Here is an 11,939-nt window from a genome sequence, read left to right on the forward strand (position 1 = left end):
GCGAGCGCCAGCGCTGGTAGGCTGCACGCCCCCTTCCGTCACCCAGCCGGTGAGCCACGCCCGTGATCGAGTTCCAGCGCCTGCACAAATCCTATGCCGTTGCCGGCCGCGAAGTCAGCGCGCTGCAACCGCTGGACCTGACCATCGAGGCCGGTGAGGTATTCGGCATCATCGGCCATTCCGGCGCCGGCAAGTCGACCCTGATCCGCATGATCAACCGCCTGGAAGAGCCCAGCGGTGGCCGTCTGCTGATCGGTGGCGAGGATGTCACTGCACTGGACGCGGACGGCCTGCGCGCGCTGCGCAGGCGCATCGGCATGATCTTCCAGCACTTCAACCTGCTGTCCTCGCGCACGGTGGCCGGCAACGTGGCGTTCCCGCTGGAACTGGCCGGCACGCCGAGGGCGGAGATCGACGTGCGCGTGGCCGAGCTGCTGCAGACCGTGGGCCTGGAAGCGCATGCGCAGAAGTACCCGGCGCAGCTGTCCGGTGGCCAGAAGCAGCGCGTAGGCATTGCGCGTGCGCTGGCGACCCGTCCGCAGATCCTGCTGTGTGATGAAGCCACCAGCGCGCTCGATCCGCAGACCACAGCGTCGGTGTTGTCGCTGCTGTCGAAGATCAACCGCGAGCTGGGCCTGACCATCGTGCTGATCACCCACGAAATGGATGTGATCCGCCGCGTCTGCGACCGCGTCGCCGTGCTCGACGCCGGCCAGATGGTCGAGACCGGACCGGTCACCCGGGTGTTCCTGCACCCGCAGCACCCCACCACGCGCCGCTTCGTGAGCGAATCGGAGCATGTGGACGAGGGCGCGCTGCACCGTGATTTCGACGTGGTCGGCGGCCGCATCGTGCGCCTGACCTTCCTCGGTGGCGACACCTACGAGCCCTTGCTGGGCAGCGTCGCGCGCGAGACCGGCGTCGATTACAACATCCTGTCCGGCCGGATCGACCGGATCAAGGACACCCCGTATGGCCAGCTGGTGGTCGCCCTGGTGGGCGGCGACCAGTCCGCCGCGCAGGCCGCGTTCGTGGCCGCCGGCGTGCATGTTGAGGAACTGCGTCGATGATCGTCGCCACTGCTGAAGGTTTCTTCCGCCACCTGGATGCGGACAAATGGGTGGATATCGGCAAGGCCACCATCGAGACGCTGCTGATGATGGCCGGCTCGCTGCCGCTCACCCTGGCCATCGGCCTGCCCATGGGCGTGCTGCTGTATGTGTTCGGTGCGCCGCAGATGAAGCGCCGGCCGCTGGCTTACGGCGTGCTGGCGATCGTGGTGAACCTGCTGCGCTCGGTGCCCTTCATCATCCTGATGGTGGTGCTGATTCCCGTATCGCTGTGGCTGATGGGCCAGTCGATCGGCGTGCTCGGCACGCTGCCGGCGCTGGTGATCGGCGCGGCGCCGTTCTATGCGCGCCTGGTCGAAACCGCCCTGCGCGAAGTGGACCGCGGCGTGGTCGAGGCGGCGCAGTCGATGGGCGCCACCACTTGGCAGCTGGTCACCCGGGTGCTGCTGCCTGAAGCCCGGCCGGGCCTGATCGCGGCCGCTACGGTCACCACGGTGGCCCTGGTCGGCTTCACCGCCATGGGGGGTGCCATCGGCTCCGGGGGCCTGGGCGATCTGGCGCTGCGCGAAGGCTACCAGCGCAACCGTACGGACGTGGCCCTGGTCACCGTGGTGGTGCTGCTGATCCTGGTGCAGCTGCTGCAGATGCTCGGCGACCGCCTGGTCGCGCATTACAGCCGCAAGTAGCGAGGCGCCCCGGCCGCATCAGGGTTGCCGGCCAGCGGCCGGCTCTACCGCCATTGCATGGAAACAGCAGTGCCGGTCGCTGGCCGGCAATTCCACGTGCGATCAGCGCGCGTTCGGCACTTCGTAGCCCAGCTTGCCCACTTGCTCCGGGTGCTGCGGCACGCGCTTGAGCTTGTCGGTGTTCACGCCGTACTCGTCGCGCAGGCGCTCGGCCAGCTCCTTGTACAGCGCCTTGTCCATGTCCGGGGTGCGCGAGAAGATCCAGGCCATTTCACGGCCCGGGTAGCCGATCAGCGCCCAGGAATAATCCGGTGCGACTTCCAGCACCCGCGAATGGGTCGGCACGACGCGGTAGAACCAGGTACGCCAGCTGTGGTTGCCGCTGTCCGGATCGACGCTGGCGCGGGCACGCACTTCCTGCAGCGGTTCGCCGAAGCCATCGCGGTAACGGTAGGTGATGCCGACCTTGTGCGTGTCACGCAGTTCGTACTCGTTGACGCTGGCGACGTGGCCACGTTCGATGAAGTTCGGCACGCGGCCGATCACATACCAGGTGCCCATGAAGCGCTTGAGGTCGATCGGCGCGTCCAGGGCGGCTGCGCGCGAGGCGCCGGCGCGGGGCGAGGGCGGCTCGCTGGCAGCCGCGGCGGAGCCCGCCAGGGACAGGGCCAACAGCACGGCGCAGAGCGGGCGGATCGAAGTCATGCGGGAGCGGGCTCCAGTGGGCTTGCACGCGCATGGTCGACTGTGTGCACGCGATCCGTCAATGGTGTCGCAACCTGTGAGAAGGGCGTTGCCCAAGCTGTGTTGCATTGTCCACCGGAGAAGCCGCATGAACATACGTTCCGTCCGCCGCCCCGCAACTGAACGCGTCAGCCTGGAGCGCGCCGACCCACGCCTGCTGCGCAGCGTGCAGCAGGTGGCCCTGGCCGGTTTGGCACTGGTACTGGTCTGGCCAGCGGCGCGTGGCAGCAACGCCTGGCTGGGCTGGCTGCCGATGTGGCTGGTGGGCATGCCGCTGGCGGCATGGTGGGCGCTGCTGCGCTTCCCGCTGCCACGCCTGTCGTGGCTGCGGCTGGCGCGTCGTACCGGTGGACAGGCGCGCCGCCGCACCCGTGGTGCGGCCCGTGGCCGCCGTGGCTCGACGGCCGCGGCCTGACCTTCGACACGGGGGCGGCCGTGGCGATCCGTGCTAGCGTTCCCCGGCTTATGACTGCCTGGAGCTGCAATGTCACGACTCGCTTCCGCCTGCCTGCTGGCCGGCATGATGACCGCTGCCTCGGTGGGGACCGCCGTGGCCGCTGAAGACACCGATCGCTACGCCTGGCTTGAGGACGTCACCGGCGACAAGCCGCTGTCCTGGGTCAAGGAACAGAACGCCAAGTCCGAGGCGCGCCTGGCGCAGACCCCGGCCTTCAAGCAGATGGAGACCAGCATCCGCGAGGTGCTCGACTCCGACGCCAAGATTCCCGCCGTGCAGAAGATCGGCGACTACTACTACAACTTCTGGAAGGACCAGCAGCACGAGCGCGGCTTGTGGCGGCGCACCACCCTGGCCGAGTACCGCAAGGCCTCGCCGCAGTGGGAAACCGTGCTCGACCTGGATGCGCTGAACAAGGCCGAGGGCGAAAACTGGGTCTGGCACGGCGCCGACTGCCTGCGCCCGGACTACAGCCGCTGCCTGATCGCACTGTCGCGTGGTGGTGCCGATGCCGACGTCACCCGCGAGTTCGACCTGGCCAACAAGACCTGGATCAAGGACGGTTTCTTCCGTCCGGAATCGAAGGGTGGCCTCAACTGGATCGATCGCGACACGGTGTTCGTCTACACCGACTTCGGCGCGGGCTCGATGACCACTTCCGGCTACCCGCGCGTGGCCAAGCTGTGGAAGCGCGGTACGCCGATGGCCTCGGCCAGCGTGGTCTACGAGGGCAAGCCGGAAGACATGTACATCGCGGCGATGCACGATGACACTCCGGGCTTCGAACGCAACCTGGTCAGCCGCACGCTGGCGTTCTACAACAACGAGATCTACCTGCGTGGCGACGATGGCACGCTGACCAAGATCGACGCGCCGAACTCGGCCGAGAAGGGCCTGCACAAACAGTGGCTGACCCTGGAACTGCGTGATCCGTGGACGGTCGGTGGCAAGACCTATGCGTCGGGTTCGCTGCTGGCGACCCGGCTGGACGACTTCCTGGCCGGCAAGCGCGAATTCGACGTGCTGTTCACCCCGACCGCGACCACCTCGCTGGCCAGCGCCACCTGGACCAAGAGCCATCTGGTGCTGAACGTGCTGGACGACGTCAAGAACCGCCTGTCGGTGCTGACCCCGGGCGCCAACGGCTGGCAGACCAGCCGCTTCGTCGGTGCGCCGGCCTTCGGCACGCTGGGCGTGGCCGCGGTCGACAGCAATGACAGCGACGCGGTGTGGCTGACCGCCACCGACTACCTGACCCCGACCACGCTGGCACTGGCTGAAATCGGCCAGGCGCCGGAAACGCTGAAGACCATGCCGGCCTTCTTCGATGCCAAGGGCAAGGTGATCGAGCAGCACTTCGCCACCAGCAAGGATGGCACCCGCGTGCCGTACTTCGTGGTGCACGACAAGGCGATGAAGCTCGACGGCTCCAACCCGACCCTGCTGTACGGCTACGGTGGCTTCGAGATCTCGCTGACCCCGAGCTATTCCGGTGGCATGGGCCGCGCCTGGCTGGACAAGGGCGGCGTGTACGTGGTCGCCAACATCCGCGGTGGTGGCGAGTATGGCCCGCGCTGGCACCAGGCGGCGCTGAAGCAGAACCGCCACAAGGCCTATGAAGACATGGCCGCGGTGGCACGCGATCTGGTCAAGCGCAAGATCACCACCGCCAGGCACCTGGGCGTGCAGGGCGGCAGCAACGGTGGCCTGCTGACCGGCAACATGCTCACCCAGTACCCGGAACTGTTCGGTGCGGTGGTGGTGCAGGTGCCGCTGCTGGACATGAAGCGCTACAGCCACCTGCTGGCCGGCGCCTCGTGGATGGCCGAGTACGGCAACCCCGACACCAGCGACTGGGAGTTCATCAAGACCTTCTCGCCGTACCACCTGTTTGACGCGAAGAAGAACTACCCGCCGGTGCTGTTCACCACCTCCACCCGCGATGACCGCGTGCACCCGGGCCATGCCCGCAAGATGGCGGCGAAGATGATCGACGCCGGGAAGGACGTGACCTACTACGAGAACATCGAAGGTGGCCACGGCGGTGCAGCCAACAACGCGCAGGCCGCACACATGTCGGCGCTGGCCTACAGCTTCCTGTGGGAACGCCTCGGCGGTAAGTGATGGAATGGAGAACGCCGCCCCCGGGCGGCGTTCTTCTTTACCGTCAACGTGATCCTTGCCAACGCTTCAACCCGCGCGCAATCCGCGCCACCGCCTCCTGCAACCGCGGCACTTCCTGCGTGTATGCCAACCGCACATGCTGGTTGGCACGGTGGAAGCCGAAATCCAAGCCCGGGGTGAATGCCACATGCTCGGTTTCCAGGAAATGCGCGCAGAACGCCTGCGCGTCGTCGGTGAACGCGGTGACATCGGCGTACAGGTAGAACGCGCCCTGCGGCTCAACCTCGATGCGGAAGCCCAGTTCGCGCAACGCGGGTAGCAGGAAGTCGCGGCGCTGCCGGAACGCTTCGCGGCGCTGCTCGAAGATCGCCATCGATTCCTCGCTGAAGCAGGCCAGCGCCGCGTGCTGGGCAATGCTCGATGCGCTGATGTACAGGTTCTGCGCCAGTTTCTCCAGATCGGGCACCGCCGCCGGCGGCGCCACCAGCCAGCCCAGCCGCCAGCCAGTCATGCCGAAGTACTTTGAGAAGCTGTTCAGCACGAACGCGCTGTCATCCACCTGCAGCACGCTGGGCGCGTCCAGCCCGTAGGTCAGGCCGTGGTAGATCTCGTCCACCACCAGGTGGCCGCCGCGCGCTTGCAGCGTCTTCGACAGGGCCGTCAGTTCGTCAGCGGACAACACGGTGCCGGTGGGGTTGGCCGGTGAGGCGACCAGCGCGCCGACGCTGTCCGCGTTCCAGTGCTGCTCGACGAGCGTTGGGGTGAGCTGATAGGCGGTCTCCGGCCCGACCGGCACCAGCTGCGCGCCGCCTTCAACCAGACGCAGGAAATGGCGGTTGCACGGGTAGCCGGGGTCGGCCAGCAGCCAGTGGCGGCCCGGATCGACCAGCAGGCTGCTGGCCAGCAGCAGTGCGCCCGAGCCGCCGGGGGTGACCAGGATGCGTTCGGGGTCGATGTCCAGCGCGTAGTGGCTGCGATAGAAGCCGCTGATGGCCTGTCGCAGGGCCGGCAGGCCGCGTGCTGCGGTATAGCGGGTGTGGCCGGCAGCCAGTGCGGCCTGGCCGGCGCGCACGATGGGTTCGGCGGTGGTGAAGTCCGGCTCGCCGATCTCCAGATGGATCACATCGTGGCCCGCCTGTTCCAGCGCCTGCGCGCGGGCCAGCAGCGACATCACGTGGAACGGGGCGATTTCATGACTGCGCCGGCTGTAGCCCGGCGTGTGGGGCAGGGTACTCATGTGCCCATGGTACGCCGCACGCCGGGGTCGGATCCCGTTTGACTGCAAAAGGGCTTTGACCCCGGCAGAAACCGCACCATGACGATCCGCAGGGTTGCCGCATCCCCGCGATTGGGGTCAGATCCCTCATCGGGTAAAGGGATCTGACCCCGTCGAAGACCATTGCATTGATGCACCTGGAGCCATATTTCATGAAATCCACCCTCTGCCTGTTGCTCGCCAGCCTGATGACCACCACTGCCAACGCCGCTCCCCTGCCTGTTCCGCCAGACGCTGCCAAGCATCCGCATGTGGTCAAGGCGCCGTTCGGCGCGACCCGCAACGATGACTACTACTGGCTGCGCGACGACAAGCGCGAGAACAAGGACATGCTGGCCTACCTGCAGGCCGAGAATGCCTACGCCGACCAGCTGCTGGCCCCGCTGAAGCCGCTGGAAGACACCCTGTACAAGGAGATCGTCGGCCGCATCAAGCAGGACGACTCCAGCGTGCCGGCGCGCGAGCGCGGCTACTGGTACTACAGCCGCTTCGAAACCGGCCAGGACTACCCGATCCATGCGCGCCGCAAGGGCAGCATGGAGGCCGCCGAAGAAGTACTGCTGGACGTCAACGCGATGGCCGCCGGCAAGGGCTATTTCAGCGTCGGTTCGATGGAAGTCAGCCAGGACAACCAGCTGCTGGCCTGGGCCGATGATGACGTCGGCCGCCGCCAGTACACGATCCGCTTCAAGGACCTGGCCACCGGCAAGGTGCTGCCCGACGTGATCACCGGCAGCTCCGGCGACCTGGTTTGGGCCGACGACAACCGCACCGTGTTGTACGTCGAGAACGACCCCGAAACGCTGCTGACCGTACGCGTCAAGAAGCACGTGCTGGGCACCCCGGCCAGCGCCGACACCGTCGTCTACGAAGAGAAGGACGACAGCTTCTACATGGGCATCGGCCGCACCCGCGACGATCGCTTCATCACCATCGGCGTGCACAGCACCGTGTCTTCGGAAGAGCGCTATGCCCCGGCCAGCGACCCGACCACGTTTACCGTGCTGGCGCCGCGCCAGCGCGATGTGGAGTACGACGCCGACCACTACGACGGCCGCTGGGTGATCCGCACCAACGACGGTGCGAAGAACTTCAAGCTGGTCACCGCACCGACAGATGCGACCTCGCGCGCGCAATGGAAGGACTGGATCGCGCACGACGATGCCGTGTTCATCGAAGGCTTTGAGCTGTTCGACAGCTACACCGCCATCGCCGAGCGTTCGCAGGGCCTGGAGCGCATCCGGCTGCTGTTCAAGGATGGTCGCAGCGACTACGTGAAGGCCGATGAGCCGGCGTATTCGATGGGCCTGGGTGACAACACCGAGGCCGACACGCCGTGGCTGCGCTACGTCTATACCTCGATGACCACCCCGACCACGGTGTTCGAACTGAATACCGCCACCGGCGAGCGGCGCCAGCTGAAGGTGCAGCCGGTGATCGGCTATGACGCCTCGAAGTACGAGACCGACCGCGTCTGGATCACCGCGCGCGATGGCGTGAAGGTGCCGGTGTCGCTGGTCTACCGCAAGGGTTACCAGAAGGACGGCCAGGGCGCGCTGTTCCAGTACGCCTACGGCAGCTACGGCATGTCGATGGACCCGTACTTCAACCAGACCGCGGTGAGCCTGCTCGACCGTGGCGTGGTGTATGCCATCGCCCATATCCGCGGTGGCCAGGAAATGGGCCGCGACTGGTACGAGAACGGCAAGCTGCTGCACAAGCAGAACACCTTCAACGACTTCATCGACGTCACCCGTGGCCTGGTGGCGCAGGGCTGGGCGTCGAAGGATCGCGTGGCGGCCTCCGGCGGCAGCGCCGGTGGCCTGCTGATGGGCGCGGTGGCCAACCAGGCGCCGCAGGACTACCGCGTGATGGTGGCGCAGGTGCCGTTCGTCGACGTGGTCACCACCATGCTCGACCCGACCATTCCGCTGACCACCAACGAGTACGACGAGTGGGGCAATCCGGAGCAGAAGCCGTACTACGACTACATGCTGTCCTACTCGCCCTACGACAACGTCAGGAAGCAGGCCTACCCGGCGCTGTTCGTGGGCACCGGCCTGTGGGATTCGCAGGTGCAGTATTGGGAACCGGCCAAGTGGGTGGCCAAGCTGCGTGACGACAACACCGGCCATTACCCGATCCTGTTCCGCACCAACATGGAAGCCGGCCACGGCGGCAAGTCGGGGCGCTTCCAGCGTTACCGCGAACTGTCCGAGTCGTATGCGTTCGTGCTGCAGCAGCTGGGCATCGCCCAGCCGTGACGGTGAACGGGGTGCCGGGCGTTGCCTGGCACCCTGAACCGGTATCCTTGCGGCCATGAGCGCGCCAGATCCTTCCGCCCCTCGCGACGCCACCACGACGTCGCGCGTGGTGCGTTTCCGCTGGGCGTGGTGGCTGCTGGCCTACGCCAGCCTGGGCACCGGCATCGTCGGCATCTTCGTGCCGGGGCTGCCAACCACCGTATTCATCCTGATCTCGGCCTGGGCCGCCTCGCGTGGTTCCGAGCGGCTGCACAACTGGCTGCTGCAGCATCCGCGCTTCGGCCCGGCCATTGCCAACTGGCAGGCCCATGGCGCGGTCAGCCGCTACGGCAAGTGGATGGCCACGATCACCATGGCGGTGTGCGCCGGCATCATGCTGTGGTGCGTGCCGATCGCCTGGGTGAAGTGGTTCTCGATCGGCAGCATGACCGTGGTGGCGATCTGGCTGTGGACCCGGCCATTGCCGCCGCCGGAGGGCTGAACATGGCCCGCCAGCGGCGCCCGAGGGGGCGGTAAGGGGTAGAGTCGACTGTCAGTCGACTGCTCTTGCAACGGCCGCGAAACCCTGCGCTGCGCGCGATGGTCGACTAACAATCGACTCTACCAACCGCTCAGCCACCAATGGCTATACTCGGGGCATGAAGATCCCCCATCGAAACGTCATCCTGATTCCGCTGGCAGCGGCCTCGCTGCTGTTCCTTGCCGCCTGCGGCAACAAGGGCCCGCTGGTACTGCCGCAGAAGCCGGTGCCGGTGGAAGAGACCGTGGAACCGGCGGCCGCGCCTGAAGCGACCCCGACGCCCCCCCCGGCCGCCACCCAGCCGACCAGCGACGGCAGCCCCTCGGTCACCCCGGACCCGATCAAGCCGGTGGACGGCGGGAATGAGTAAGGCCGGTTCCAAGGCGCTGCGCTTCAGCAAGATGCACGGCGCGGGCAATGATTTCGTAGTGATCGACCTGCGCGACGGCACGCTGCCGCCGACGCCCGAGCGGGCCGCGCGCCTGGCTGACCGTCATACCGGTGTTGGCTGCGATCAGATCCTGACGATCGAAGCGCCGCGTGCGGAAGGCTCGGTGGCGTCGTACCGGATCTGGAATGCCGATGGTTCCAACTCCGAGCAGTGCGGCAACGGTGCGCGCTGCATTGCTGCCTGGCTGGTACGCGAGGGCAGTGCGCAGGGCGACGTGTTCGTCATCGACAGCCCGCTGGCCAGCCATGAAGTGAGGGTGCTGGGTGATGGCCAGTTCGCGGTGACCATGGGCGTGCCCGCGTTCGAACCGGCCAACGTGCCGTTGGTGGGCTTTGCCCATCCGCGCGAGGAATACCTGTTGCCGCTGCAGGGCGAGAGTGTGCGGTTCGCTGCGGTGTCGATGGGCAACCCGCATGCGGTGATCGAAGTGGGCCTGATCGATGCGGCACCGGTCGAGCGCGTCGGCGCGTTGCTGCAGCAGCATGCGTCGTTCCCGCGTTCGGTGAACGTGGGGTTTGCCCAGGTGATGGGCCCGGAACATGCGCGCCTTCGCGTGTTCGAGCGTGGCGTCGGCGAAACCCTGGCCTGCGGCAGTGGCGCCTGCGCCGCCGCGGTCACCCTGATGCAGCGCGGCCGACTGCAGCGTGATGCACGCATCAGCCTGCCCGGTGGCGATCTGCGCATCCAGTGGCCGGGCGATGGCCAGCCGGTGGTGATGGCGGGCCCGACCGCATTCGTCTTCGAAGGGGAGTGGATCGCATGACCGAAACCGTCGACAAGCTCGGGGCCCACGAAGTCGCTGCCTGGTTGCGGCGCCATCCGGGTTTCCTCAAGCAGTTCCCCGACCTGGCATTGACCCTGGTGGTGCCGCGCGATGACGGCCCGACCGCGTCGCTGGCCAGCTATCAGCTGGAAGTGCTGCGCGAGAAGAACCGCGAGCTGGCGCGACGGTTGGCCGACCTGGGCGCGACCGCCCAGGTCAACGAACGCCTGGCGGTGCGCACGCATCAGCTGACTCTGGCGTTGATGAAGCAGGACAATGCTGCCGACACCCTGCGTGCGATGGCGGCTTCATTGCATGAAGACTTCGCCGGCGACCTGGTGCGGCTGGTGGTGCACGCGCCGGTGCCCGGGCTGGAGCAGGCCGACTGGCTGCAGGTGATTGCTGCCGATGATCCGCAGCTGGCGCCGTTCCGTGATTGCCTGAAGGATGGCGAGCCGATCTGCGGCCGCCTGCAAGCGGAAAAGAACACGGTGCTGTACGGCGTGCGCAGCGAGGAAGTGCAGACCACCGCATTGCTGCCGCTGCCGGGCGTCGGCCTGATCGCGGTCGGCAGCCACGACCCGAACCGCTTCTATCCGGGCATGGGCACGTTGTTCCTGCGCATGATGGGCGATGCCCTCACCACCGGTCTGAAGCGCTTCGCGGACTGAGCAGGACATCACGACGATGAGCGCGGTACAGGCCTTCCTGCAGCACCTGCAGGTGGAGCGGCGGATGTCGGCGCATACGCTCGACGCCTACCGCCGCGACCTCGACGCGTTGGCGGTCTGGGCTGAGCCGCGCGGCGTGGCGGTGGAGGCACTGGATACCGAGGCTGTGCGCCAGTTCGTGGCCGATGAACACCGGCGCGGTCTGTCGGCCAAGAGCCTGCAGCGGCGCTTGTCGGCCTGCCGCAGTTTCTACGCATGGCTGCTGAAGCACGGGCGCATCGAGGCCAGTCCGGCGGCCACGTTGAAGGCACCGCGTGCGCCGCGGCGGCTGCCACAGGTGCTGGATGCCGATGAAGCCGTGCAGCTGGTTGAACTGGAACCCGAAGGTGAACTCGGCCGCCGTGATCGCGCGCTGCTTGAGCTGTTCTATTCCTCCGGCCTGCGCCTGAGCGAAGTCTGTGCGCTGACCTGGCGCGACCTGGATTTCGCCAGTGGCCTGGTCAACGTGATGGGCAAGGGCAACCGCCAGCGCCGCGTACCGTTCGGGCGGCCGGCACGCGAAGCGCTGCAGGCGTGGCGTGCGGAAAGCGGTGGCGGCCCGGCCTCGCCGGTGTTTCCCGGGCGCAACGGGCCGATCAGCCAGCGCGCGGTGCAGATCCGCATCCGCCAGCTGGCGCAACGCCAGGGCCTGTTCAAGCACGTGCATCCGCACATGCTGCGGCACAGTTTTGCCAGCCATATCCTGGAATCGTCCGGTGACCTGCGTGGCGTGCAGGAGCTGCTCGGCCACGCCGACATCGCCACCACGCAGATCTACACCCACCTCGACTTCCAGCATCTGGCCAAGGTCTACGATGCCGCGCATCCGCGCGCCAAGCGCCGCAACGGCAATGCGGGCGGCGGAGAAAGCTGA

General features: G+C 67.1%; 12 protein-coding genes. 10 read left to right on the top strand and 2 right to left on the bottom strand.

From position 1 onward, the window contains the following. The first annotated feature begins 62 nt into the window (after window positions 1-62). Complete coding sequence (locus tag QZ853_RS08920) at window positions 63-1,070, top strand: methionine ABC transporter ATP-binding protein (protein WP_295572098.1); 1,008 nt, start codon at window positions 63-65, stop codon at window positions 1,068-1,070. Continuing rightward, window positions 1,067-1,756: a methionine ABC transporter permease gene (locus tag QZ853_RS08925; RefSeq protein WP_049411008.1), complete on the top strand. Its 690-nt coding sequence runs from the start codon at window positions 1,067-1,069 to the stop codon at window positions 1,754-1,756. The genes QZ853_RS08920 and QZ853_RS08925 overlap by 4 nt, the downstream gene beginning before the upstream one ends. Window positions 1,757-1,858: 102 nt before the next feature. Here the strand turns inward: QZ853_RS08925 and QZ853_RS08930 are convergent, their stop codons facing one another. Continuing rightward, window positions 1,859-2,461, bottom strand: coding sequence for a lipocalin family protein (locus QZ853_RS08930; RefSeq protein WP_295572101.1), 603 nt, complete (start codon window positions 2,459-2,461; stop codon window positions 1,859-1,861). A gap of 127 nt (window positions 2,462-2,588) precedes the next feature. On the opposite strand from QZ853_RS08930, the gene QZ853_RS08935 reads away from it, so the two are divergent. Further along, on the top strand, window positions 2,589-2,915 hold the full coding sequence (locus QZ853_RS08935; protein WP_295572104.1) for a hypothetical protein: 327 nt from the start codon (window positions 2,589-2,591) through the stop codon (window positions 2,913-2,915). Window positions 2,916-2,984: 69 nt separating this feature from the next. Then, complete coding sequence (locus tag QZ853_RS08940) at window positions 2,985-5,081, top strand: prolyl oligopeptidase family serine peptidase (protein ID WP_295572106.1); 2,097 nt, start codon at window positions 2,985-2,987, stop codon at window positions 5,079-5,081. 43 nt (window positions 5,082-5,124) lie between these two features. Here the strand turns inward: QZ853_RS08940 and QZ853_RS08945 are convergent, their stop codons facing one another. Next, window positions 5,125-6,318 (bottom strand): pyridoxal phosphate-dependent aminotransferase, encoded by a 1,194-nt coding sequence (locus tag QZ853_RS08945; protein WP_295572109.1) that lies wholly within the window; start codon window positions 6,316-6,318, stop codon window positions 5,125-5,127. A 191-nt stretch (window positions 6,319-6,509) separates the two neighbouring features. Here QZ853_RS08945 and QZ853_RS08950 point away from each other — a divergent pair, with 191 nt between their 5' ends. The 6 genes from QZ853_RS08950 (at window position 6,510) to xerC (ending at window position 11,939) form a co-directional block, all read left to right on the top strand. Then, window positions 6,510-8,621: a S9 family peptidase gene (locus QZ853_RS08950; protein WP_295572112.1), complete on the top strand. Its 2,112-nt coding sequence runs from the start codon at window positions 6,510-6,512 to the stop codon at window positions 8,619-8,621. 55 nt (window positions 8,622-8,676) lie between these two features. Continuing rightward, entirely contained in the window at window positions 8,677-9,102 is a 426-nt protein-coding gene (locus QZ853_RS08955) for a YbaN family protein (protein WP_295572114.1), read from the top strand. A gap of 157 nt (window positions 9,103-9,259) precedes the next feature. Beyond that, on the top strand, window positions 9,260-9,511 hold the full coding sequence (locus QZ853_RS08960) for a lipoprotein (RefSeq protein WP_295572116.1): 252 nt from the start codon (window positions 9,260-9,262) through the stop codon (window positions 9,509-9,511). Continuing rightward, window positions 9,504-10,355, top strand: a complete 852-nt coding sequence (gene dapF / locus QZ853_RS08965) for a diaminopimelate epimerase (protein ID WP_295572119.1) — start codon at window positions 9,504-9,506, stop codon at window positions 10,353-10,355. Before QZ853_RS08960 ends, dapF begins: the two co-directional genes overlap by 8 nt. Beyond that, on the top strand, window positions 10,352-11,026 hold the full coding sequence (locus QZ853_RS08970) for a DUF484 family protein (RefSeq protein WP_295572121.1): 675 nt from the start codon (window positions 10,352-10,354) through the stop codon (window positions 11,024-11,026). The genes dapF and QZ853_RS08970 overlap by 4 nt, the downstream gene beginning before the upstream one ends. A 16-nt stretch (window positions 11,027-11,042) precedes the next feature. Then, window positions 11,043-11,939: a tyrosine recombinase XerC gene (xerC, locus tag QZ853_RS08975; protein ID WP_295572124.1), complete on the top strand. Its 897-nt coding sequence runs from the start codon at window positions 11,043-11,045 to the stop codon at window positions 11,937-11,939.

It is taken from the genome of uncultured Stenotrophomonas sp., assembly GCF_913778665.1.
In the GTDB taxonomy this organism is placed as follows: Bacteria; Pseudomonadota; Gammaproteobacteria; order Xanthomonadales; family Xanthomonadaceae; genus Stenotrophomonas.